Origin of the sequence: Pandoraea sp. PE-S2R-1 (assembly GCF_002179865.1) — a bacterium.
Lineage (GTDB): Bacteria > Pseudomonadota > Gammaproteobacteria > Burkholderiales > Burkholderiaceae > Pandoraea.
The window spans coordinates 1,014,952-1,038,497 of the sequence record NZ_NGUR01000010.1; the positions used below are offsets into that span (position 1 = coordinate 1,014,952).

The 23,546-nt window shown below is 62.5% G+C and carries 18 protein-coding genes; 5 read left to right on the forward strand and 13 right to left on the reverse strand.

Annotated features, from left to right (window positions below):
• Positions 1-17 precede the first annotated feature (17 nt).
• From pheA to gyrA, 4 genes are all read right to left on the reverse strand, one after another.
• Entirely contained in the window at positions 18-1,100 is a 1,083-nt protein-coding gene (gene pheA, locus CDV44_RS14915; protein WP_087688667.1) for a prephenate dehydratase, read from the reverse strand.
• A 104-nt stretch (positions 1,101-1,204) separates the two neighbouring features.
• Positions 1,205-2,320: a 3-phosphoserine/phosphohydroxythreonine transaminase gene (serC, locus tag CDV44_RS14920; protein ID WP_087688668.1), complete on the reverse strand. Its 1,116-nt coding sequence runs from the start codon at positions 2,318-2,320 to the stop codon at positions 1,205-1,207.
• 282 nt (positions 2,321-2,602) lie between these two features.
• Complete coding sequence (locus CDV44_RS14925) at positions 2,603-3,196, reverse strand: DUF2059 domain-containing protein (protein ID WP_087688669.1); 594 nt, start codon at positions 3,194-3,196, stop codon at positions 2,603-2,605.
• A 156-nt stretch (positions 3,197-3,352) separates the two neighbouring features.
• On the reverse strand, positions 3,353-5,974 hold the full coding sequence (gene gyrA / locus CDV44_RS14930; RefSeq protein WP_058375481.1) for a DNA gyrase subunit A: 2,622 nt from the start codon (positions 5,972-5,974) through the stop codon (positions 3,353-3,355).
• A 411-nt stretch (positions 5,975-6,385) separates the two neighbouring features.
• On the opposite strand from gyrA, the gene ompA reads away from it, so the two are divergent.
• Positions 6,386-7,051 (forward strand): outer membrane protein OmpA, encoded by a 666-nt coding sequence (ompA, locus tag CDV44_RS14935; RefSeq protein ID WP_087688670.1) that lies wholly within the window; start codon positions 6,386-6,388, stop codon positions 7,049-7,051.
• Between the two features lie 257 nt (positions 7,052-7,308).
• On the opposite strand, the gene CDV44_RS14940 is transcribed toward ompA, so the two are convergent.
• Positions 7,309-8,097, reverse strand: a complete 789-nt coding sequence (locus CDV44_RS14940; protein ID WP_058375483.1) for a hypothetical protein — start codon at positions 8,095-8,097, stop codon at positions 7,309-7,311.
• Between the two features lie 289 nt (positions 8,098-8,386).
• Between CDV44_RS14940 and CDV44_RS14945 the strand changes: the two genes are divergently transcribed.
• Both CDV44_RS14945 and CDV44_RS14950 read left to right on the forward strand, forming a co-directional pair.
• Positions 8,387-8,854 (forward strand): EVE domain-containing protein, encoded by a 468-nt coding sequence (locus CDV44_RS14945; protein WP_087688671.1) that lies wholly within the window; start codon positions 8,387-8,389, stop codon positions 8,852-8,854.
• 149 nt (positions 8,855-9,003) lie between these two features.
• Positions 9,004-9,711 (forward strand): SIMPL domain-containing protein, encoded by a 708-nt coding sequence (locus CDV44_RS14950; RefSeq protein ID WP_087688672.1) that lies wholly within the window; start codon positions 9,004-9,006, stop codon positions 9,709-9,711.
• 109 nt (positions 9,712-9,820) lie between these two features.
• Here the strand turns inward: CDV44_RS14950 and CDV44_RS14955 are convergent, their stop codons facing one another.
• A complete protein-coding gene (locus CDV44_RS14955; protein WP_212677113.1) occupies positions 9,821-12,274 on the reverse strand; it encodes a DNA polymerase II in 2,454 nt (817 codons plus the stop codon).
• A 207-nt stretch (positions 12,275-12,481) separates the two neighbouring features.
• Between CDV44_RS14955 and CDV44_RS14960 the strand changes: the two genes are divergently transcribed.
• Positions 12,482-13,609 carry an aminotransferase class V-fold PLP-dependent enzyme gene (locus tag CDV44_RS14960; protein WP_087688674.1) on the forward strand — a complete coding sequence of 376 codons (1,128 nt, stop codon included), beginning with the start codon at positions 12,482-12,484 and terminating at the stop codon, positions 13,607-13,609.
• Between the two features lie 131 nt (positions 13,610-13,740).
• On the opposite strand, the gene CDV44_RS14965 is transcribed toward CDV44_RS14960, so the two are convergent.
• From CDV44_RS14965 to dctP, 6 genes are all read right to left on the reverse strand, one after another.
• On the reverse strand, positions 13,741-15,273 hold the full coding sequence (locus tag CDV44_RS14965; RefSeq protein WP_087688675.1) for a malonyl-CoA synthase: 1,533 nt from the start codon (positions 15,271-15,273) through the stop codon (positions 13,741-13,743).
• A 104-nt stretch (positions 15,274-15,377) separates the two neighbouring features.
• The gene (locus CDV44_RS14970) at positions 15,378-16,166 is read right to left on the reverse strand and encodes an enoyl-CoA hydratase/isomerase family protein (RefSeq protein ID WP_256388451.1); all 789 of its coding nucleotides are present in this window, start codon (positions 16,164-16,166) and stop codon (positions 15,378-15,380) included.
• A 70-nt stretch (positions 16,167-16,236) separates the two neighbouring features.
• Positions 16,237-17,808 (reverse strand): malonyl-CoA decarboxylase domain-containing protein, encoded by a 1,572-nt coding sequence (locus tag CDV44_RS14975; protein WP_249277553.1) that lies wholly within the window; start codon positions 17,806-17,808, stop codon positions 16,237-16,239.
• A 43-nt stretch (positions 17,809-17,851) separates the two neighbouring features.
• Positions 17,852-19,195, reverse strand: a complete 1,344-nt coding sequence (locus tag CDV44_RS14980; RefSeq protein WP_087688677.1) for a TRAP transporter large permease — start codon at positions 19,193-19,195, stop codon at positions 17,852-17,854.
• Positions 19,192-19,779, reverse strand: a complete 588-nt coding sequence (locus CDV44_RS14985; RefSeq protein ID WP_087688678.1) for a TRAP transporter small permease — start codon at positions 19,777-19,779, stop codon at positions 19,192-19,194. Before CDV44_RS14985 ends, CDV44_RS14980 begins: the two co-directional genes overlap by 4 nt.
• The gene (gene dctP / locus CDV44_RS14990) at positions 19,776-20,822 is read right to left on the reverse strand and encodes a TRAP transporter substrate-binding protein DctP (protein ID WP_371328762.1); all 1,047 of its coding nucleotides are present in this window, start codon (positions 20,820-20,822) and stop codon (positions 19,776-19,778) included. The genes CDV44_RS14985 and dctP overlap by 4 nt, the downstream gene beginning before the upstream one ends.
• 335 nt (positions 20,823-21,157) lie before the next feature.
• On the opposite strand from dctP, the gene CDV44_RS14995 reads away from it, so the two are divergent.
• Positions 21,158-21,829, forward strand: a complete 672-nt coding sequence (locus tag CDV44_RS14995) for a GntR family transcriptional regulator (protein ID WP_087688679.1) — start codon at positions 21,158-21,160, stop codon at positions 21,827-21,829.
• Positions 21,830-21,892: 63 nt separating this feature from the next.
• On the opposite strand, the gene CDV44_RS15000 is transcribed toward CDV44_RS14995, so the two are convergent.
• Complete coding sequence (locus CDV44_RS15000) at positions 21,893-23,356, reverse strand: ankyrin repeat domain-containing protein (protein ID WP_087688680.1); 1,464 nt, start codon at positions 23,354-23,356, stop codon at positions 21,893-21,895.
• Positions 23,357-23,546: the final 190 nt, after the last annotated feature.

Below are 23,546 nucleotides of genomic sequence, written 5' to 3' on the forward strand. Positions count from 1 at the left end.
CGATCGCCTGCCACGCGTCAGGCCGAGCGCGGGTAGGACCCGAGCACCTTGCAGTACGCCGCGTTCTGCCGCAGCGAATCGAGCGCCTTGGCGACGTTCACATCGTCGCGGTGCCCTTCGAAGTCGACGTAGAAGTAGTACTCCCATGCACCGCTCTTGGCCGGACGCGACTCGAAGCGCGTCATCGACACGCCGTTATTGGCCAACGGTTCGAGCAGGGCGACCACGGCACCGGCGCGATTGGGCACCGACAGAATCAGCGACGTCTGGTCGTGACCGCTCGGCGACGGATCCTGCGTGCCGATCACGACAAAGCGCGTGCGGTTGTGCGGATCGTCCTGAACGTGCGAAAACGCGATCTGCAAGCCGTATTGCGTTGCCGCCGAATCACCGGCAATCGCGGCAATGGCCGGATCGGCCGCCGCCATGCGCGCCGCTTCGGCGTTGCTAGACACGGCCTGACGCTCCAGCGTCGGGAAATGCGCCGTCAGCCAGTGCTGGCATTGCGCCAGCGACTGGGCATGCGAACAGATACGGGTCACGCCGTCGAGCGCGCCGGATTGCGACATCAGATTGTGATGGATCGGCAAAGCCACTTCACCGCCGATCGTCAGCGGGCTTTGCAGCAGCAGATCGAGCGTGCGCGACACCACGCCTTCCGTCGAATTCTCGACCGGCACGACACCGAAATCGGCGCTGCCGGCTTCCACCGCCCGAAACACTTCGTCGAGCGACGGGCACGGCAGGCCTTTGACGCTCTGCCCGAAATAGGTGAACGCGGCTTGCTCGCTGTAGGTGCCAGCCGGGCCGAGATAGGCCACGGTCATCACCTTTTCGAGCGCGCGGCTCGCCGACATGATCTCGCGCCAGATCGACGCGAGATTGTCGCCATACAGCGGGCCATCGTTGGCTTGTTGCAGTCGCGAAATCACCTGCAATTCGCGCTCGGGCCGGAACACCGGCGCGCCAAAGCGCTTCTTCACCTCGCCCACTTCGAGGGCGACGGCAGCGCGTTGATTGAGCAGCTTGAGCAGTTGCTCGTCGATGGCATCGATTTTCTCGCGCAGAGGGCGAAGCGATGCGTTCAGATCATCATCCATGGAGCGTGTTGTCTTTTTGCGATGGGACATAGTCAGGCAGCTTGCGGCGCGGCGTTCTTGCCGTAATTTCGGGAGAACGCCTTCACGCCGGTCATTTGCCCTCGTCAGCCGTGGCTGCGCTCGAATTCGCGCAGATAGTCGACCAGCGCCTGGACGCCGGCCAGCGGCATCGCGTTGTAGATCGAGGCGCGCATGCCTCCCACGGACTTGTGGCCCTTGAGTTGCAGCAGACCGCGCTCGCGAGCGCCAGTCAGGAAAGCTTCGTTGAGTGCGTCGTCGTGCAGGAAGAACGGAACATTCATGCGCGAGCGGCAGTCCGCCTCGACCGCCGTGCGATAGAACTCGCTGCTATCGAGATAACCGTAGAGCAGCTCGGCCTTGGCCTTGTTCTGCGCTTCCATCGCGACGAGACCGCCCTGGCGCTTGAGCCACTGGAACACCAGTCCGGCAATGTAGATCGCGTAGGTCGGCGGCGTATTGAACATCGAATCGTTCTCGGCGACCGTCTTCCAGTCGAAGGCGCTCGGCGTGAACGGCAGCGAGCGGCCCAGCAGGTCGTCGCGAACGATCACGAGCGTCAGGCCCGACGGGCCGATATTCTTTTGCGCACCGCCGTACAACACGCCGAACTTCGAGACGTCCATCGGACGCGACAGGACGTGCGACGAAACATCGGCCACAAGCGGCGTGTCAGCCGGCAAGCCGGCGGCGGCCAAATCGGGCGTCCAAAAGTATTCGACGCCGTGAATCGTCTCGTTCGTGCAGATGTGCACGTACGCCGGGTCCTTCGACAGTTGCCATTCCGACACCTGCGGCAGTCGCGTGAACTTATCAGCCTCGGTGGTGGTTGCGATATTGACGTCGCAATACTTGCGCGCTTCCTTCTGCGACTTCACCGACCACGAGCCGGTGACCACGTAATCGGCCGTGCGACGCTCGCCCGCGCGTTCGCCGCCGAGCAGGTTCATCGGCACGATGGCGTTTTCCGCGAGCGCACCACCCTGCATGAACAGGATGCGGTAGTTGTCGGGAACCGCGAGCAGTTCGCGCAGATCGGCTTGCGCCTGCGCCAGAATGCTCATGAACTCCCGGCCGCGATGGCTCATTTCCATCACGCCCATCCCGGCACCATGCCAGTCGAGCATCTCTTCGGCTGCCTGCGTGAGAACCTCGGCGGGCAGTGCCGCCGGTCCGGCGGAAAAGTTGAAAGGGCGCGTCATAGTCTTTTGCTGCGGTAAAAGTGAAACGCAAGCCGTCGGATTCAATCCCGGGCGGCTTGCGTTTCACATCTGGCGTCAAAGGCTTGCGCAGCAGCGGTAAGGGCCAACTATACCGCCAGTTGCCCGTCCCGTGCGGGTGCTCGGGCAGATTCCCCGGCAAAACGCCGACTTTCAGCGATTTCCGAGCATGTCATGCCGATTTGCCCATGCAATGCAAAATGGCCGTTTGCGATCACTCGCAAACGGCCATTATCGGTCAATCCCTGAGGGACCGGCCGGAATTTACTTCTTGGCCGGAGCCTTCGGTGCCGACTTCGACGCCGCAGCAATTTCCTGGTCAGCTTGCGAGCTGGTTGCCTGGATCGATTGCGGCATGTACTTCTGCATCAGACCGCCAACCACTTCCTGGCCGACCTGATCCTGCACCTTGATGTACTTCTGGCCAACCGGGCTCTTGTAGAAGTCCGTCAGACCCTTGATTTCTTCGGTCGTGTAGTACTTGCCGTAGGCGGCGTACTGGGCTTGCACGGCGTCGTTCTTGAACGCATCCGAAGTGAAGACCTTGCCCGCGCCGTCGACCAGCTTCTGCACCGAATTTTGTTGCAGGGTCGGCACGATGGCTTGCTTCTGGGCATCGCTCAACGTCTTGTTCTCGACCAGTTGGCGTTCCAGCACTTGCGGAGCCAGTTGCTTGGCTTGCTGCTGTGCGCCTTCACCGATGGCCGTCACGAGCTTGTTCGAGTCAATCGCGTCGAGCAGTTGCTTGATGGCCGCTTTCTTGTCAGCGTCCAGCGGAGCGCTCGCCGGGGCCTGAGCCATTGCCATTGCCGGGGCTGCCAACAGCAGCCACATCCACTTCTTGACGTTGTGTTGCATAGTAATAGTCACTCCAAAATTCGCCGGCTCCCGCCAACGATAAATAGATGCATCCTCGCCTGGGCATTTCACTGCATCGGGCCAGATTCTACTGACTTTTCGGGGTAATGCACCTACAGCTTACAACGAGTTACGGTTACAACCAGTTACGGCGCGTCACTCGGTAGCGTCAGCTTCCGCCGCATCATCGCCGCCTTCCGCGTCGCCGTTCTCTGCGACTTCGGCGTCGGATTCAACGATGCGTTGCAGACCCGAAAGCGTCGTGCCCTCGTCCAGGCTGATCAGCGTCACCCCTTGCGTGGCCCGGCCCATCTCGCGAATTTCAGACACTCGCGTACGGATCAACACCCCGCCCGTCGTGATCAGCATGATCTCGTCATCCGGCTCAACCAGCGTCGCCGCGACCACCCGGCCGTTGCGCTCGCTCGTCTGGATCGCAATCATACCCTTAGTGCCACGGCCGTGGCGCGTATATTCGGTGATCGAAGTCCGCTTGCCGTAGCCGTTTTCGGTCGCCGTCAGCACGGACTGCTGCTCATTTTCGGCGACCAGCAGTGCGATGACCGTCTGACCGTCTTCAAGCTGCATGCCGCGCACGCCGCGCGCCTCACGGCCCATCGGACGCACGTCGTTCTCGTCGAAACGCACCGCCTTGCCCGAGTCGGAGAACAGCATCACGTCGTGCGCACCATCGGTGATGGCTGCGCCGATCAGCACGTCGCCGTCATCGAGATTCACGGCGATGATGCCCTTCTTGAGCGGTCGGCTGAAGGCTGCCAGCGGCGTCTTCTTGACCGTGCCCAAACTCGTTGCCATGAACACGAAGCGATCTTCCGTGAACTGCTTGACCGGCAGCACCACGTTGATCTTCTCGCCATCCTGCAACGGGAACATATTGACGATCGGACGGCCACGCGAGTTCCGCGACCCTTGCGGCACTTCCCAGACCTTAATCCAGTAAACCCGGCCGCGGTTCGAGAAGCACAGGATCGTATCGTGCGTGTTCGCGATGAACAGCGTATCGATCCAGTCGTCATCCTTGGTCGCCGCAGCCTGCTTGCCTCGGCCACCGCGCTTCTGCGCACGGTACTCGGACAGCGGCATCGACTTGATGTAACCCGTATGCGACAGGGTAACCACCATGTCCTGCGGTGTGATCAGATCTTCGGTATCCAGTTCCGTGGCGTTGTGTTCGATGGTCGAGCGGCGGGCATCGCCGAACTCGGCACGCACGGCGGTCAGCTCTTCGCTGATGATTGCCGTCACACGTTCCGGGCGGGCCAGAATGTCCAGCAAGTCGGCGATCTGCGCCATCACTTCCTTGTACTCGGAAACGATCTTGTCTTGTTCAAGGCCCGTCAGGCGTTGCAGACGCATCTGCAAGATTTCCTGCGCCTGCGTTTCGGACAGACGGTACAGGCCGTCGAGCTGCATGCCCACGGCGGCGTCGAGGCCTTCCGGACGATAGGCCGCACGGCCGCCTTGCGTCTCGCTCTCGGCACGCGCCAGCATGTCGCGCACGACCGACGAATCCCACGCCTTCTCCATCAACGCAGCCTTCGCGATCGGCGGCGTCGGCGCGGCCTTGATGATCGCGATGAAGTCGTCGATGTTAGCGAGTGCTACCGCCAGACCCTCGAGTACATGGCCCCGTTCGCGTGCGCGACGCAGTTCGTAGACCGTACGGCGAGTAATCACTTCACGGCGGTGCGCCAGGAAGTGCACCAGCATTTCACGCAGATTCAGCAGCTTGGGCTGGCCGTCGACCAGCGCCACCATGTTCATGCCGAACGTGTCCTGCAACTGCGTGTGCTTATATAGATTGTTCAGCACGACTTCAGGCACTTCGCCGCGCTTGAGCTCGATCACCACGCGCATGCCGCTCTTGTCGGACTCGTCGCGGATGTCGGAAATACCCTCCAGGCGCTTTTCGTTGACCAGCTCGGCGATACGCTCGAGAAGTGTGCGCTTGTTAACTTGATAGGGCAGCTCGTCGACGATGATCGCCACGCGTTGGCCGCGGTCGATATCCTCGAAGTGAGTCGTCGCTCGCATCACGACACGGCCGCGACCGGTGCGGTAGCCTTCGCGCACGCCGGAGATGCCGTAGATGATGCCTGCCGTCGGGAAGTCCGGGGCCGGGATGATCTCGATGAGTTCATCGATAGTGGCGTCCGGGTTCTTGAGAACGTACAGACACCCTTCGACCACCTCATTGAGGTTGTGCGGCGGGATGTTCGTCGCCATACCGACGGCAATACCCGACGAACCATTAAGCAGCAGGTTCGGGATACGGGCCGGCAGAATCAGCGGTTCCTTTTCGCTGCCGTCGTAGTTCGGACCGAAATCGACGGTTTCCTTGTCGATGTCCGCGAGCAACTCGTGGCCGATCTTGGCCATACGGACTTCGGTGTACCGCATTGCCGCAGCGTTGTCGCCGTCGACCGAGCCGAAGTTGCCCTGACCATCGACCAGCATGTAACGCAGCGAGAACGGCTGCGCCATGCGAACGATCGTGTCGTATACAGAAGCGTCGCCGTGCGGGTGGTACTTACCGATGACGTCACCGACGATACGCGCCGATTTTTTGTATGCCCGGTTCCAGTCGTTATTCAACTCGTGCATGGCAAACAGCGCCCGGCGGTGAACCGGTTTCAGGCCATCACGTACATCGGGCAATGCACGGCCGACGATCACGCTCATCGCGTAATCGAGGTACGACCGTCGCATTTCTTCTTCGAGTGAAATCGGGAGAGTTTCTTTGGCGAACTGATCCATTATCCGTGTCTATCAAACGCTCATCGCGATAGGCGGTTGCCAGCGATACGATCTCGGGATTCTAACATGCCCGCTATTGGCATCCGAAACCGGCGTGATGCAGCGCACAAGACATATCGAGGACGCCAAAACGTCGGCGGATGAAGAAGAATGGAACGGTTGGCGAGGCGCCTCAAAAGGTGTTGCGCTCAAACCACAACTGCGCCATGAGGGGCGGCAAACCTGGGTTTTTTCTCGCGGGCGGCAGGAGCGCTATGGCAAAATGCGACGGCATAAGTTAGACATTATTCGAAGTGCATGGGCCATGCTTTCGCGCACTCGGCGATGTTATACTTCGAGCGATGTAAGACTTTGGTTCCGTCGTCTAGGCTCGCAGTAAACCTGCGGTAATCTCATTTCGAGAGGAGAAATATGAATAAATTCGCTAAGCTCGCGATCGTTGCAGCTACCGCAGTGATGGCTGCTTCGGCTATGGCTCAAAATTACGTCCAGACCGCTCCGGGTCCGATCGCGGCCTCGAAACAAGCAGTCAACGACAACTGGGTTAACGGCAGCGGCGAGTGGGTTTGGAAGAACGGTTCGGACGAACTGTGCTGGCGCGATGCCTACTGGACCCCGGCGACGGCCAACGCCAAGTGCGACGGCTCGATCATCGCCCAGGCTCCGGCTCCGGCACCGACCCCGGTCGCTCCGGTGATCCAGTCGCAAAAGGTCACGTACCAAGCCGATGCCCTGTTCGACTTCGACAAAGCCATCCTGAAGCCGGCCGGTAAGGAAAAGCTGGATGATCTCGCCAGCAAGGTCCAAGCACTGAATCTGGAAGTTGTGGTCGCCACGGGTTACACCGACCGCATCGGTTCGGACAAGTACAACGACCGTCTGTCGCTGCGCCGCGCGCAAGCTGTGAAGGCTTACCTGGTTAGCAAGGGTGTCGAAGCCAACCGTGTTTACACGGAAGGCAAGGGCAAGCGTAACCCGGTTACCACGGGTTGCAACCAGAAGAACCGCACTCAGCTGATTTCGTGCCTGGCACCGGATCGCCGCGTGGAAGTGGAAGTGGTCGGCACGAGCAAGTAACTAGCTCGCCGATTGAAAAACCCCGCCTCGGCGGGGTTTTTTTTCGTCTGTCGACGGCCAGACGTGTCGAATTCGCCACGAAGCCGTCTCATTGGTATCGCGCATCCGTCTGCGTCGACCAACCGAACCCTGACGCCGCCTGCGACATCAAGTCGCATCGGGCTTAGGGGCACCGGCTTCCGGTATCGAACGCTCGGGAATCAAGCTTTCGGGATGCAAGCCTCGGATCTCAAGCATCTGGTCTCAAGCCTCTGGCCTCAAGCCTCACTACCCAACTGCGGGTACTGACGTTTCACCATGAAGGACATCAGCGCCTTCACCGGCCGGTCACGCCACCAAGACCCAGTCTCCAGCGGCTTGAACATCATGCGCGTCGCGGCCTCCACCGGCATGTACTGCTTCATGACCTCGCCCGACATCGCGAGAAACGCCTCCCATTTCATCATTTCAAACGGCGGCGGCGAACGCCAGAAGCTGTTGAGCGGCTCGAAGGCAAACGCGATGTCCTCATCGCGCACCAGCTCGCTGCGCGCCACCATCGTGCGCAAGCGGCTGATAACCCCATGCTGCTCCACGGCGTTGTAGCGGTCGAAGGTCTTACGGAAGTACCGGTAATGCCCCACCTCTTCGTTGCTCAGCTTGTGCATCATCTGCTTGAGCTCTTCCACCGGCATATACGATTCGAGGCAGCGATAGATCATGGCGGTTTGCGTTTCCGTCACGCACCGCGACAGCGCCTCGAGCGCCAAGGATGGCCGCATATGCTCCACGTCGCAACGGGGCTTGTAGCGGGCCAGAAACGCGTCGTAGGCGGGTGCCCAGTCGAATTCGGGCCAGACACGGGCGATGTAGTCCTTGGCCAGGCGCCCGTGTTCGACCTCCTCGGGCAGCCAGGTGTCGCGCAACCACGCCTTCATTTCCGCGTCATCGCCGTACATCTGGTTGAGCGTGGAAACGAACTCCGGCACGCTGGTCTCGATGAATGACACCGTGGCCAGGGAATAGAAGATGAACGCGTTCGTTCGGACTGACGGCTCTGCTGCCATGACACACTCTCCTATCGGCATAGGCGGTTGAACATGTATCGCTCAAGCACGTACATGCGCCTCGGGCGAGGCGCCGCAGGCGACGGGCGGTTGCTGCACCGCACATCATCCCTGCGCCCCATCCGCTGCATGATGAGGCTCATAAAGGTCATACGAAGTTCACAAAGGCATAGTATAGGAATTGTCTCGATATCGCAGCGCGGCACACAATCGATTACAAATGCGCCGGTATTACGCCAGTTGTGCGAGGATATCCGCTGTTCCGCCAACAAAAACAACCGTAACCAACATGACGCAACGCTACTGGCTGATGAAATCCGAGCCTGAAGAGGCAAGCATCGACGATCTCGCGAGTGCCAAGCAGCAAACCCTGCCATGGACCGGCGTACGCAACTATCAGGCGCGCAACTTCATGCGCGACGACATGCGTGTCGGCGACGGCGTTCTCTTCTATCACTCCAGTTGCGCCGTGCCCGGTATCGCCGGACTGGCCACCGTCGCTTCGACCGCCTACCCCGACCCGACCCAGTTCGACCCGAAGAGCCCCTACTACGACGTCAAGTCGAGCCCCGCCTCGCCACGATGGCTACTCGTCGACGTCAAGCTCGATCGCAAGACCCGCCTTGTGCCGCTCACGGAAATGCGCGAGACGCCCGAACTGGAAGGCATGCTCGTGCTCGCACGCGGCAACCGTCTGTCGATCACACCGGTCGCGCCCGAGCACTGGAAATTCATCAGCAAGCACTTACTCAAATAGCGATTGGGAACCAATTTTGCATCGATAGCGTCTCTATAACGTTGTCGATGAACGCATAGTGCGCCCCCCCTTAGGCCTACGGCGTGCATCGGCAACCGGTCAAACGTTCGCCAATCAGACGCGAACTTACATTCAAAAAAGGACAAACTATGCGCAAATCTCTCGCTGCCGCCCTGTTGATCGCCACTGCCGCCAACGCAGCCTATGCCCAGTCGGGCGACGAGTCGAACCGCCAGCTCGCGGGCGTGCTGGGCCTCGAAGCTCATGCCACGAAGGAAGTCGATCAGGACACCGTGCACATCACGATGTCGGCGGAAGAACAAGGCGCCGATGCCGCCACCGTGTCGCGCAACCTGACGCAAAAGGCGAACAATGCGATGGCCAAGGCCAAGACGCAGAACGCCGTGCAAGTGCAGACGGGTAACGTCTCGCTGTACCCGACGACCAACCGCGACGGCAAGATCACCGCGTGGCGCGGCCGCACTGAACTGCAACTGAAGTCGAAGGATTTTGGCGCAGCGTCGCGTCTGGCCAGCGAAATCTCCGGCCAGATGCAAATGGACGGCGTGTCGTTCTCGCTCTCGCGCGAAGCGCAGGAAAAGACGCAGGCCGAGTTGACCAATCAGGCCATCCAGGCCTTCCGCGATCAGGCGCAAAGCAACGCGACGGCGTTCGGCTACAAGAGCTACGCGATCCGCCAGGTGCAGGTCGGCGCCAACGCCCCGATCATGCCGCGCATGTATGCGATGAAGGCTGCGCCGATGGCCGCCAGCGCCGATGCCGCACCGCCGATGCAACTCGAAGGCGGCAAGACGCAAGTCACCGTGACCGTCTCGGGCACCGTGCAAATGAAGTAAAGCGGGGCATACGCCTCGCGCGTCGTTATCGGGTTCCCCGATCGACGCAATGAAAAAGCCGCCCTCTCAAGGGCGGCTTTTTCGTTAGCTTTTCGTCAAACGCCAGCGCTTAAAACAACCCCATCTGCCGCGTCACCAGCGTGTCAAACGCATCGCCCACAAACGGCAGAATCGCGTCCGCGACAGGCTTGAGCTGGTTCTCCAGATAGTGCTCGTAGTCAAGCGCCGAACGGCGATCCTCAAGCGGCTCCGGCCCGCCCGTCGTCATCACGTAGCTGATCCAGCCGCCGTTCTGATATTGCGGCGGGCGGCCGTGACGGCGATTGAAGTCATCGGCGAGACGCGCGGCACGCACATGCGGTGGCACGTTGCGCTCGTAGTCGCCCAACTTGCGCCGCAGCCGTTTGCGGTAAACCAGCCGGTCATCCATCTCGCCCGCGAGCGTGCGCGCCACATAATCGCGGACATACTCCTGATACGGTTCGCCGCGAAAAATGCGCGAGTACAGGTCTTGCTGAAACTGCTGCGCCAGCGGTGACCAGTCAGTGCGAACCGTCTCCAGCCCCTTGTAGACCACCGCCTCGCTTCCGTCTGGCTGCATCACCAGCCCCGCATATCGCTTCTTGCTGCCCTGCTCTGCACCACGCACGGTCGGCATCAGAAAGCGTCGATAGTGCGTGTCGAACTCCAGTTCCAGCGCACTCTCCAGATCGTAGGTCTCTCGCAAGTGCGTGCGCCACCAGTCGTTGACGTGCGTCACCAACGCCCGGCCGATGTCTTCCGCCTGCGCCTCTGTACGCTGCACGCGCAACCACACGAACAACGAGTCGGTATCGCCATAGATGACCTGATAGCCGCGCGCCTGAATCAGCTCGCGCGTCTTGCGCATGATCTCGTGACCACGCATCGTGATCGACGACGCCAGACGCGGATCGAAGAACCGGCAGCCACTCGACCCCAGCACCCCGTAGAACGCATTCATGATGATCTTCAACGCCTGCGACAACGGCGCGTTCTTCTCACGCTTCGCTTCGTCCCGCCCCTGCCACACTTGCCTGACGATGGCCGGCAAACAGTGTCGCGTACGAGAGAAACGCGCGCCGAGAAAGCCCGGCACCGAATCGGCGTCGCCGGGACGATGCATCCCCTCCACCAGCCCGACAGGGTCAATCAGGAATGTGCGAATGATCGACGGATACAGGCTCTTGTAATCGAGCACCAGCACCGAGTCGTAAAGGCCGGGGCGCGAATCCATCACGAAACCACCGGGGCTCGCCGCCCCTTCGACATCGCCTACGTTCGGTGCCACGTACCCCTGCCGGTGCATCGCCGGCAGATACAAATGCGTGAACGCCGCCACCGATCCGCCACTGCGATCCAGCGCCAGACCGGTCACTGCCGAGCGCTCCAGCAGGAACGACAGCAGACCGGTCTTCGCGAAAATGCGGGTGACCAGTTCGCAATCCTTCAGGTTGTAGCGCGCCAGTGCGGGCTTGTCCTCGGCGAACATCCGGTCGATCTCGGCCATGCGCTCATACGGCGTATCGATCGCCTTGCCCTCGCCGAGCAATGTCTGCGCCACGTTCTCGAGACTGAATGATGGAAACGTCCATGTGGCCGAGCGCAGCGACTCGATACCGTCGATGAATACGCGCCCCGGCGCGCTCGCGAAGAAGTGATTGCGATGCTCGCGCCATTCGAGCGGCGTATTACCCCGCCCCAGCAAAAGGGGCGTCTGAAACCGCGTCGCGCTCTCGTGCAGCACGCGCAAATCGAACTGGATCAGATTCCAGCCGATGATGGCGTCGGGATCGTGGCGGACCAGCCAGTCATTCAGGCTCTCGATGAGTTGCGCACGGGTGTCGCGATATTCCAGCGAGAAGTCGACATCGGCGGCCTCGGCGGCCTCGGCGATGCCGTCACCGGCGCCATTGGCCGGCCCAAGCATGTAGACCTGCCGCTGCCCGCAGCCTTCCAGCGCAATCGAGTACAGGTCGCCCTGGATGGTCGTTTCGATATCGAGCGACACGATGCGAAGCGCCGGGCGGTAGCGCGGCGCAGGCTTCATCCGCACGTCAGTGATGAGTCCGCCGGGGCCATCGCCACTATCGCCACCATTGGCACCATCGGAGTCACTGGAACCACCGGAACCATCGGCCCCCATCTGCCCGGCGAACTCCACCGGTGCCGTAATGAATCGCTCCATCAGAAAGCGTTCGGGCGGGCGAATGTCGGCTTCGTAGACATCGATGCCCGCGCCGCGCAGCAGCGTTTCCAACTTGAGCAGCGGACGTTGATGACGGCAGTACACCCCCAGCACAGGCCGGCGGTGAAAGTCCGTCAGTGCCAGCTCGCGCAATTCGTACTGGTCGGATTGGCGTTCGTTGCGCAGCAGCGTCTCCACGCGTGCGCGTTGTTCGACAGGGACGAAAACGACATTGGTCTGCACGGGCAGCCGTACCCGTCGCGGCCCGTCGTCGGTGGCGAGCCAGAACTCGACTTCGGTGCCGGCGGGCGTATCGCGCCAATGCCGTGTGAGGAGAAAACCGTGCTGTCGATCCACCAAGAGCCGCTTTACGTATGCAAGATGAGGGGGTTACTGCGCTTCGCGTATTTTACGTCGCGGCGTCCGTAATTGCCCCACCAGCGCACCGACGGCCATATCGGAAGCACCACCGCACGCCCCCTGCCCCCGTGGTCACTCGGGTTTCGTCACCCCAGCCATTCGGGGTAGGATGACGGGCACGCAGAAAGCTAACAGGAGACGAACATGACCAGCCTTATCCCGACTGTGGACCCCGATGGCCTGCTCGAATATTCGGTGGTCTACACCGACCGGGCGCTGAACCACATGTCGCAAGCCTTTCAGGGCGTGATGCGCGACATCTCGCGCGTTCTGAAGGATGTGTATCACGCGCAAGCCGCGATCATCGTGCCGGGCAGCGGCACATTCGGCATGGAAGCCGTCGCGCGCCAGTTTGCGACGAACAAGCGCTGTCTGGTCATTCGCAATGGCTGGTTCAGCTATCGCTGGAGCCAGATCTTCGACATGGGCAGCATTCCGGCCAGCACCGAGGTGCTCAAGGCGCGCCCGGTCACCGAAGGCCGTCAGGCCGCATACGCCCCGCCCCCGATCGATGAAGTCGTTGCCGCAATTCGCGAGCACAAGCCCGAGATGGTATTCGCGCCGCACGTCGAGACCGCTTCCGGCATCCTGCTGCCCGACGATTACCTGCGTGCCGTGGCCGACGCTACGCATGCAGTCGGCGGCCTGTTCGTGCTCGATTGCATCGCCTCCGGCACGATCTGGGTCGACATGGAAGCCACCGGCGTCGACATCCTGATCAGTGCGCCGCAAAAAGGCTGGAGCGCGTCGCCGTGCTGCGCGCTGGTGATGCTGAACGCCGCCGCGCGCGCAAAGCTCGACACCACCACCAGCACCAGCTTCTCGTGCGACCTGCGCAAGTGGCTCCAGATCATGGAAGCCTATGAGAAAGGCGGTTTCGCCTATCACGCCACGATGCCGACCGACGCTCTGAAGGTGTTGCGCGACGTCATGCTCGAAACCGAAGCGTACGGCTTCGAGAAGGTGCGTGAGGAGCAGCAATCGCTGGGCGACAAGGTGCGTGCACTGCTCGCCGCCAAGGGATACCGCAGCGTGGCGGCGAAGGGGTTCGAAGCACCGGGCGTGATCGTGAGCTATACCGACGACGACGCCATTCACTCCGGCAAGAAATTTGTCGTGCAGGGCATGCAGATCGGTGCCGGCGTGCCGCTTCAGGTCGACGAGCCAGCCGACTTCAAGACGTTCCGGCTTGGCCTGTTCGGGCTGGAGAAGCTTCACAACCGTGAGCGCACGATCGACAGTCTGGCGAAGGTGCTGGACGAGATCGCTTGAAAAACTGAAGAACTGAAGAACTGACGAAGCGACGAAGCGACCAACGCCAAGCGCGAAACGAAAACAAAACGGGAAGGCGCCACGCCCACCGGCGCACGCGCCCTCCCGCCAGACCGATGACCGGTGACCGCTTACTTGAACCGGTCGCGCAACACGTTCTTCTGTACTTTGCCCATCGTATTGCGCGGCAGTTCGGTGACGAAATGCACACGCTTGGGCACCTTGAAGTTGGCGATGCGCTGCTTGAGCCCATCGATCACGCTGCGCTCGTCGGGCGCAGCCGCTCCATGGCGCGGCACCACCACCGCCACCACCGCTTCGCCGAAGTCCGGGTGCGGCACGCCGATCACGGCCGATTCCGCCACACCGTCCATTTCGTCGATGAAGCTCTCGATCTCTTTCGGGTAGACGTTGTAGCCCCCCGAAATAATCAGATCCTTCGAGCGCCCGACGATGTGCACGTAGCCGTCGTCATCGAACTTGCCGACATCCCCGGTCCTGAAGAAACCATCCGCCGTGAATTCCTCGGCGGTCTTCTCCGGCATGCGCCAGTAGCCTGCGAACACATTCGGCCCCTTGACCTGAATGTGGCCGATATCCCCCTGCCCCACCACCGCGCCGTCGTCGCCCACCACCCGCACGGTCACCTCCGGCAGCGGCACGCCCACGGTGCCCGCACGACGCACCTGCGCGGCGTCGCCGTGATACGGATTCGAGACGAGCATCACCGTCTCTGACATACCGTAACGCTCGAGAATCGTGTGGCCCGTGCGCTCGCGGAAGGCATCGAACGTCTCGCGCAGCAACGGTGCCGACCCGGAGATGAACAGTCGCACGTTGCGGCACACATTGCGATCCAGCCCCGCTTCGGCGAGCAGCCGCACATAGTACGTCGGCACGCCCATGAACACCGTCGCGCGCGGCAGTTGATGCAACACTTCGCGCGCATCGAACTTCGAAAGCCAGATCATCTTGCTGCCCGAATACAGCGCCGCGTGACTCGCCACGAACAGCCCGTGCACGTGGAAGATCGGCAGCGCGTGCAGCAGCACATCGCCACCGTCGCGCTCGCCCCAGCCCCAGAACTGATGCAGCACGCGCGTGTTGCTCGCGAGATTGCCGTGCGACAGCATCGCGCCCTTGCTGCGCCCGGTCGTGCCCGAGGTGTACAGAATGGCCGCCAGATCTTCCGGTGCGCGCGGCACCGTTTCGAAGCTGTCGCCGAACCACGCGGCACGCTCCAGCAGCGAGCCCGTGCGATCGTCGCCCAGCGTGTACACATGCTTGGCACCGCTGGTGAAGGCGATCTTCGACACCCAGCCGAAGTTCGCCGGGCTGCACACCACCACGTCGGGCTCCGCGTTCTCGACGAAGTACGTGATCTCGGCATCGCGATACGCCGTGTTCAGCGGCAGATACACGAGCCCTGCGCGCAGCGTGGCGAGATACAGCAGCAGCGCCTCGGGTGACTTTTCGACCTGTACGGCCACGCGGGCACCGGGGGCGAGATCCAGACTTGCGAGCAGGTTCGCAATGCGGGCGCTCGCGTGTTCGAGATCGTCCCAACTGTAGTAAAGCCCCTCGGGCGTCTCAATGGCGCACGCGGATTTGTCAGCGGGGAAGCGTTCGGCAAACAGTCGATAGAGATTGGCGTCTTGCGTCATAAACGGAACCGGATTCGAAATTATCGAAACGTCGATGGAAAAAAAAAATCGGGGGACGGCGGCACACGACCTGCCCCGCATCGCGGGCCATCAGGTCGAGTGCTTCATCGTCCCTGAAACACCGGCGGGCGCTTCTCGAGAAACGCGGCCACGCCTTCGCGATGATCGTCGGAATCCCAATACGCGAAGGCGCGCTGCCACTCGGCTTCGGACAACGCCGGCGCGGCCGGTGCCAACCGGGCAATCAGCCACTTGTTCGCTTGCGCGGCGAGCGGCGCGCCGGCCGCGATGCGCCGGGCGCAAGTGTAACCGGCCTCTTCGACCGACTCGTCGTCAACCACACGCGTCAGCAGGCCCTTCTCGCGGGCCTCGGCAGCGCCGAACACCCGGCCTTCGAGCAAAATTTCTAGCGCCGTAGCACGCCCCACCAGCGCTAACACGCCCTTGAGTTCGCCGGGCGCCATCGGAAACCCCAGCTTGTTGATGGGCACGCCGAAGCGCGAACCTTCGGAGGCGATGCGCAAGTCGCAATGCGCGGCGATCTCCAGCCCGCCACCCACGCACACGCCCTCGATCAACGCGACGCTCGGATGCCGGCAATTCGCCAGCGCTTCCAGCGTCGGCCCGATCACTTCGCCGTGATACCGGCGCAGGGCGTCGTAGCTACCGCGCTCGACGGGGAACTCCTCGATATCTGCGCCCGCCGCAAAATTACCGCCCGCGCCACGAATCACGATCGCGCGCACATGGGGCTCGGCGTCCAGTGCGAGCAGATGCGCCCGCAACGCGCGCCACATGGCCACCGAGATGGCGTTGAGCTTGCCGGGGTTCGAGAGCATCAGCGTCACCAGCCCTTCGTCCAACAGACTGTCGTCGCGCAGAACTTCGCTCACAAGTGTCTCCCTAAGTTTTGTAATTCGTGCCGGAAACGCGCAGCGCATCCCCGGCACGGGTTTCGGCGCTCTAAAGCAGCCGCGATACGGCACGTCCCAGCGCTGCCTCGCCGTCAATCAGCCGTTGCAGGTTGGCGTCGAGCTCATCGGGTTCGTAGAGATAGTTGACCATCATGCCGCACGACTGCTTGGCCCCTTTCTTCGAGAGATCGGCATGCCAGTTGATGCGCTCCACGCGGGCGCCGTTGCCCAAGTGAAAACGCGCCACAGGGTCACGCGGCTGCCCGCGCACGCGCTCACGCGCCAGATAGTGCGCAGCGAGTGCTTCGCCAATGGCCCGTTGAAGCGCCTGCGCACTCTTGCGCTCGGGCGACGCCTGCAACCACGCGACCAATTGTGCACCGGTGGCCTCGGCGGCCAGCGACGTATCCTGCGCGAGCAGTTTCAGTCGCTTGGAGCCAAGCGTTTGTGCGACACCGGTCGCCGGCAACGACTTCAACCAGTCGCTAAACCCCGGAATCGGCGAGAGCGTGGCGAAGTTGCGCAGCTTCGGAAAATCGACATGCAACTCGTCGATCACCCGCTTGAGCAGGAAGTTGCCGAAGCTCACGCCGCGCAGCCCCGGCTGCGTGTTCGAGATCGAGTAGAAGATGGCCCAGCGCACGCGGCGCAGGTCTTCGAGCGGCGCCTTTTCGTCGAGCAGTGAATGCACGTCGGCGGCCATGTCGGGCACGAAGGCGACTTCCACGAAAATCAGCGGCTCGCGCGGCATGCGTGGATGGAAAAACGCGTAGCAGCGACGGTCGGAATCCAGCCGGTTGCGCAAATCTGCCCACGACGAGATTTCGTGCACCGCCTCGTAACGCATGAGCTTTTCGAGCAGCGACGCGGGCGAGTCCCACGTGATCGGATGCAACTCCAGCAGGCCAACGTCGAACCACGTCGAGAACAGGCTGCCGAGATCGTCTTCAAGTGCGGCGAGTCCCGGCAAGGCGGCGCGGTGATGCAGCATGTCGGCGCGCCAGCGCACGAGAAACGGCAGGCCATCCGGCAGCGCATTGAACCGCTTGAGAAAGCGCACGCGCTCGCTGCCGAGTGCGCCCGCCAACCCGCTGGCAGCACGCTTGGGTGCCGCCTCGCCGTCCTTTCCGCCCTCGCTACCCGCGCTGTCGGTACTGCCGCAGACGTCCGCGACCACATGCAGCAGCGCGAGCTGCTCGGAAGGAGACGCTTCGCAGTAACGCGTCATGAAGTCGCGCGCCGCTTCGTTGGCCGCCGAATCCGTCAGCCGGGCCGACAGACACTGCGCCAACTGACGGCGCAGGGCCGCTTCGGCGCGCGCGGAGAGCTTGGCCGGTTCGATCTTGCCGTCGCCCTTCGCATCGGGCTTGCCGCTCTCGCCCGGACCGCCCGGGCCACCCGCCCCGCCACGTCCGAACCACTGTCCCAGCCGCGCTTTCAGCGACGGCTTCGACGGCGACGGCACCGGCGCGCTCACATCGGCCACACTTTCGGGCGTCGTACGCTCCGAGGACGCGGACGACGATGACGACACCGACGACGCAACACTCATCGCCGTCGATGCAGACAGGGAAAGCGAGACCGGGGCGGTCATCGCGGACAGGATCGGCTCATCCTTCATGGCTTCCTCTCAAGTCGGACAATCAACTCAGGGCCTGCTCACCCTAACCCATCACCCAATCCGGCAGCCACAGCGAGAGGCCCGGCATCAGGCAAATCAGGGCGACGGCGACAATCATCAGCACCACAAACGGCATCACGCCCCAGACGATGTCGCGCAACGCAATGTCGGGTGCCGTGTTCTTGATGACGAATATGTTGAGTCCCACGGGCGGATGAATCAACCCCAGTTCCATGACAATCGTCATCACCACGCCGAACCACACGAGATCGAAACCGGCCGCGCGCAGTGGCGGCAGAATGATCGGCGCGGTCATCAGGATGATGCTCACCGGCGGCAGGAAAAAGCCGAGCACGACGACCATCAGCAAGATGGCCACCAGCAGCACCCAGCGCGACAGATGCAGCCCCACGATCCACTGCGCCGCCGACTGACTGATGTGCAGGTAGCTCATCACGTACGAGTAAAGCAGCGACATGCCGATAATGAACATCAACATCGTCGATTCACGCAGCGTGCTCGTGAGAATCGGCGCGATCTGGCGCGGACGCCACATGCGATAGATCACGGCGATGAGCGCCAGCGCGAGCAGACCGCCCAGCCCGGCCGTCTCCGACGGCGTCGCATACCCGCCGTAGAGCGCCGCCATCACCCCGATCAGCAACGTGATGAAGGGCAGCACGCGCGGCAGCAACGCAAGCTTTTCGCGCAACGTGGCGGGCGGTTCGTTCGGGAACGGCGACGGCGTGCCGTCGCGTGCCAGCGCGACTTGCGCGGCGCCGTATTCCTTGCGATAGCGCCACGCCGCGTAGCACGAGAACAGGCCCACTAACAGCAGCGCCGGCACGATGCCCGCGAGGAACAAGCGCCCGAGCGACTGTTCGGCAGCCACTGCGTAGAGAATCATCGTGATCGACGGCGGCAGCAGAATGCCCAGCGTGCCACCGGCGGCGATGATGCCCGCAGCGAAGCCCGGCGAATAGCCGCGCATGCGCATCTCGGGAATGCCGGCACTGCCGATCGCCGAACACGTCGCCGGGCTCGACCCGGCCATGGCCGCGAACAGGCCGCAGGCAAACACGTTGGCGATACCGAGCCCGCCCGGAATCCGCCGCATCCACGCGTGCAGCGCCAGATACAAGTCCTGCCCCGCGCGTGATTTACCAATCGCCGCGCCCTTCAGAATAAACAGCGGAATCGACAGCAGCGTGATGCTGGCCATCTCCTCGTAGACGTTTTGCGTAACCGTATCGAGCGACGACGCGGGCATGAAGCCGAACATGAACGCGACGGCCACGGCGCCGAGGGCAAACGCAATGGGCATGCCTGAGAACATGGCGACCAGCGTTGCGCCGCCGTAAAGCAGGCCAATAGTGAGCTCGCTCATACGTGCGTGCCTCCCTCGCGATTCGACGCCTGCCCATCATCGGCGCGGGGCCCCATCTCACAAGCGCCGATGGCGATTTGCAGCAGCAATTGCACCGTGAGCAAGGTCATCCCGCCCGCCATCAGCCCATAGGGAATCGCCAGCGGCGGGCTCCACGTCGAGCTGCTGGTCTGCCCGTCGACATAGGCTTCCCAGAACAGCGTCCACGACTTCCATGAAAAGAACGCACAAAACGCGAACGTGGCGATGTCGACAAACCAGCGCCGGATACGATTCACCCGCGGCGAGAGCAGTGTCGTAATCGCTTCGATGCCGATGTGACCGCGCAGATGTTGCACGTGCGCGGCACTGACAAACGTCGCACCCACCAGCAGGAACACGGCCGCCTCGTCCTGCCAGTCGGTGGCGAGCTTGAGCACATGCCGGGCAAACACGCTGTAACTAAGCACCAGCGCGGCCCCCACGAGCGCGAGCATGCACACGACCATGAGCAGGCGGCTCACGCCCTGCAAGAGGGCGTCGAGCCGACGCAGGACGCGGGTTCGCGGCACCACGGGATCGGCCCCCATGGCGACCCCGCTCATGAAGGCACCTTCTCGGCGAGCGCGAGCAACTTGGCGCAGGTGTCCGACTTGCTGGCGTAGTCCTTCCACGCCGTGCGCCGGGCAATGTCACGCCACTTCATCACCGTCGCTTCGTCGAGGTCATAAACCTTCGCGCCCGCCTTGGTGTAGACGCTGGCAATCTGCGCGTCGTCGGCCTTGGCCGCTTCGGTACCGAACGCCTCCAGTTCCTTGCCAACTTGCAGAATGACCTGCTGCTGGTCTTTGGGCAGCTTGTCGAAGATCTGCTTCGACATGAGCAGCGGCTCCAGCATGAACCAGTAAGACTTGTTGCGCCCGGTGGTCAGATGCTTCGAGACTTCTTCGAGCCGGAACGACATCAGACTCGTCGACGACGTCATGGCCGCATCCATCGCGCCGGTCTGCATGGCGGCATACAACTCGTTGGATGGCAGCGAAATCACGGCGGCCCCGGCTTCCTTCAACATCATGTCCATCTCGCGGCTGCCGCCGCGCACCTTCATGCCCTTGGCATCTTCGGGGGCGACAAGCGGCGTCGAGCGGCTGGCGACCCCACCGGCCTGCCAGACCCAACTCACGATCACGATGTTTTTCTCCGCGAGCACGTCCGTCAGCACTTTGCCGATCTCGCCGTTGCGCCACGCGTTGCCTTGGGCGTACGACGTCACCAGCCCCGGCATCAAGCCGATATTGAGCTCACGTACCTCACCACCGGCGTACGGCAGCGGGTAAAGCGAGAGATCGAGCGCGCCCCGGCGCAACGCCGAGAACTGCGAATTGGTCTTCATGAGCGAGCTGCCCGGATAGACCTGAAATTTGAGCGCGCCATTCGTGCGCTTCTCGACTTCCTGCGCGAACTTGCGGCACAGCCGATCGCGAAAGTCGCCTTCGGTGAGGGTGCCCCCGGGGAATTGATGCGAAATCTTGAGCGGACCGGTCTGCGCGAAAGCGCTGCCCCACGGGCTGGCCAGCCCGCCGGTCACGAGCGCCGATGCGGCGCCCAGCATGAGTTGCCGCCGCAGCGGGGAAGGTGTCGTCTCCATGGCGTCTCCTGTCACTTCTGTCAGTGATGAACCGGCGAAGCACGGTGTCTGACGTCGCCCGGGCCGAAGATCGCCCCGGGTGCACCACCGGCCCAACCGGCACTGCATGTACGGATGACTTGCTTTGTTTTTTGATATTTCGAGCGCTGAGGTTGCCGCACTCGAGATGAAATCGTATAGTTATTCCGCCACAGTGTATACAAATTGACCTCGTAAAAAATACACTTTCGGCGTTAACCCCGATCTTCAGGCAACGCTCACCGCGTTACCTTGATCGCAATTCCCCCATTCACGGCCCGGGCGACCGGATCGATTTACGTCCTAGCGAGAGCGTCATGACGGTAAAACCGAAGCGATCAGAAGCGCTGCGCCAGGCCATCGAAGAGAAGATTGCGCTGGGCGAGTACCCGCCGGGCATGCGGCTGGACGAAGCCGAGTTGTCGGCCACGTTCGGCGTGTCTCGCACGCCGCTGCGCGAGGCGCTGATTCAGTTGGGCATGTCGGGCGTAGTGGAGATGCGCCCGAGGCGAGGCGCCGTGGTCGCCGAAGTCGATCCGAAGCGGCTGTGTGAGATGTTCGAAGTGATGGCAGAGCTTGAATCGATGTGCGGCCGGCTCGCCGCGCGCCGCATCACTGACGCGGAGCTGGCCGAGTTGCGCACCACTCATCTGGCGAGTCAGGCGGCAGCCGAGGCACGCGATCTCGACCGGTACTACACCATCAACGCGAGCTTCCACGCGCAGATCTATGCGGCGAGTCACAACGCGTATCTTCACGAAACGGCGTTGCAGTTGCATCAACGGCTGCGCGTCTACCGCCGCATGCAGTTGCGCGTACGCGACCGGCTCGGGCACTCGTTTGCCGAACACGACGCCGTCTTCCGCGCGATCGAAGCCGGTGATGCCGACGCCGCCGCCGAAGGCTTGCGCGCCCACGTGACCGTGCAAGGCGAGCGCTTCGGCGATCTGATGGCGTCACTGCGGGCGTTGGAACGAAAGGCGGGCTGAGCGCCCCGGCGCCGGGCACACGGGTCAACCGTCGAAGAATGCGTTTTTGACGACCCGACGGCGTTATTGCGTGCGAAACGCATGGTGGGCCGAGCTGAGCGGTCCGGTCCCGGGAAAATACGCCGCTTCGCCCGTCACAGCGTCACCGTACAAAGGGGCCGTCGTCGCGCGCTTGACGACGCGCGCCGGCTCGGCGGTGTGCGCCTGCGCAGCGCCTTGCACGTCGCCGGCAGGCAGCGCCGCGATCATGTTCTGAATCTCGCGCCAGAGCGCGGGGCGCTCGCTCGCACGGACGAGATAGGCGGGCATCCCCGCAACAGAATGCTGCACGTCTGCGAGCAACCCGGCGATTCGCTGTGCATACGTTGCCCCGCCTTCGATGGGGCGCTGCCCCAGCGCCTGCGTGACGTTGCACCCCCGTTCGCGCAATGCGTCAATTGTCTGGCGCCAGAGACGAAGCTCATGAGCACTGGCGCTACCCTCGAACTCCAGCAACCGGGTGGCAAGCACTTGCACCATGAATTCGCCGTCACCTTGCACACGCGCGTCGCCGCCTTGCAATACCCAGCGATCGGCGGCCACACAAGCCATTTCGATCAGCCCCGCGCGCGGCGATGCCAGCGATGAGGCAGCGGCGCCGGCGACGGCCAACGCGTCGTAACCATCGAACGACTGAACATCGAGACGGCCGCCGTGCCGGGCCAACATCGACATCGTTGTGCCACGCCCCGCAAGCACCGCGTGATGCATGGCCGTCCCCCCGGGCAAGTAATCCAGACCACAGGCAGCGCTGTAGCGATGTGCGCCGGACACCGCCTCGTTCGGATTTGCCCCGTAGCGCAGGAGTCGATCGACAACAGCATCGGGAACGACACGGCATAGCGCATACGGCAGCGGCGGTATGCCACCGAACGCTGTGGCATCGAGACTGGCACCGCAGGCCAACACAATGTCGATGGCGGCAACAGCATCCCGTGTCCCCGCGTCCGGAATGGCATGGTAGTGCCCCATGAACAAGTCGATGACGGCGCTCACGAAAGGCTTACCTCCCGCCGCGTCAGCGAGTCTGTCCAACGACTCCCCGCGAAGCGCCAGCGCAAGCAGACGTAACACAACCGGTGTGTCGGTCATCGTTTCGGCAGCGCTCATATTCGCCGTCGTCGCGCGCCGGATCGCCACCAACACGTCCGCAGTGCTGGAGGTTTCTACGACAGCGCGTGCCACCGTTTGCATCGAGATGCCGTCCGACGCTGCCATCGCAGACAGAAGCACCTGTGCCGTGCGCTGTGCGACGCCTGCCGCGCGCAAATCGTCGAGCCCCCAGCGTGTGGGATCTTTCGACAACAGCGCCGCCACCGGCGCTGTTGCGCAATGCGAGATCGTCAATTGTTCGAGCACGGCGTCCAGCGAAGTCGCTGACGAACCATCGACGGTATTTGACACAGTTATCGTGCCGGTTTGCGGTTGCGCAGACTGACTCGAATGCACGGGTGCGCTCACAGCAGCGGAAAGGACGTTGGTTTTCATCGGAATTCCTTGTTCTGAAAAAAGTCCATCATTTCGAAGAGCAGCATCTTGCGTTTTCTGCTCGGCCTGATTGTCGGAAACACCGCGAGAGATGTGGTGAACCATTGCGTTGGCGCGATACCTGAAACGTTCCGATCCGAAAATCTCGCCGGGATGCGGCGAACCATGCGTGCCGCGTTGATCTCCCGTT

What these genes read in the sequence shown, in the direction of transcription:
- ompA (WP_087688670.1), top strand. Translation starts at nt 6,386, where the DNA reads ATGAATAAATTCGCTAAGCTCGCGATCGTTGCAGCTACCGCAGTGATG.
- CDV44_RS14960 (WP_087688674.1), top strand. Translation starts at nt 12,482, where the DNA reads ATGACCAGCCTTATCCCGACTGTGGACCCCGATGGCCTGCTCGAATAT.
- CDV44_RS14950 (WP_087688672.1), top strand. Translation starts at nt 9,004, where the DNA reads ATGCGCAAATCTCTCGCTGCCGCCCTGTTGATCGCCACTGCCGCCAAC.
- CDV44_RS14985 (WP_087688678.1), bottom strand. Translation starts at nt 19,779, where the DNA reads ATGAGCGGGGTCGCCATGGGGGCCGATCCCGTGGTGCCGCGAACCCGC.
- CDV44_RS14965 (WP_087688675.1), bottom strand. Translation starts at nt 15,273, where the DNA reads ATGACGCAAGACGCCAATCTCTATCGACTGTTTGCCGAACGCTTCCCC.
- CDV44_RS14940 (WP_058375483.1), bottom strand. Translation starts at nt 8,097, where the DNA reads ATGGCAGCAGAGCCGTCAGTCCGAACGAACGCGTTCATCTTCTATTCC.
- CDV44_RS15000 (WP_087688680.1), bottom strand. Translation starts at nt 23,356, where the DNA reads ATGAAAACCAACGTCCTTTCCGCTGCTGTGAGCGCACCCGTGCATTCG.
- pheA (WP_087688667.1), bottom strand. Translation starts at nt 1,100, where the DNA reads ATGGATGATGATCTGAACGCATCGCTTCGCCCTCTGCGCGAGAAAATC.
- CDV44_RS14925 (WP_087688669.1), bottom strand. Translation starts at nt 3,196, where the DNA reads ATGCAACACAACGTCAAGAAGTGGATGTGGCTGCTGTTGGCAGCCCCG.
- CDV44_RS14980 (WP_087688677.1), bottom strand. Translation starts at nt 19,195, where the DNA reads ATGAGCGAGCTCACTATTGGCCTGCTTTACGGCGGCGCAACGCTGGTC.
- serC (WP_087688668.1), bottom strand. Translation starts at nt 2,320, where the DNA reads ATGACGCGCCCTTTCAACTTTTCCGCCGGACCGGCGGCACTGCCCGCC.
- gyrA (WP_058375481.1), bottom strand. Translation starts at nt 5,974, where the DNA reads ATGGATCAGTTCGCCAAAGAAACTCTCCCGATTTCACTCGAAGAAGAA.
- CDV44_RS14995 (WP_087688679.1), top strand. Translation starts at nt 21,158, where the DNA reads ATGACGGTAAAACCGAAGCGATCAGAAGCGCTGCGCCAGGCCATCGAA.
- CDV44_RS14945 (WP_087688671.1), top strand. Translation starts at nt 8,387, where the DNA reads ATGACGCAACGCTACTGGCTGATGAAATCCGAGCCTGAAGAGGCAAGC.
- CDV44_RS14975 (WP_249277553.1), bottom strand. Translation starts at nt 17,808, where the DNA reads ATGAAGGATGAGCCGATCCTGTCCGCGATGACCGCCCCGGTCTCGCTT.
- dctP (WP_371328762.1), bottom strand. Translation starts at nt 20,822, where the DNA reads ATGGAGACGACACCTTCCCCGCTGCGGCGGCAACTCATGCTGGGCGCC.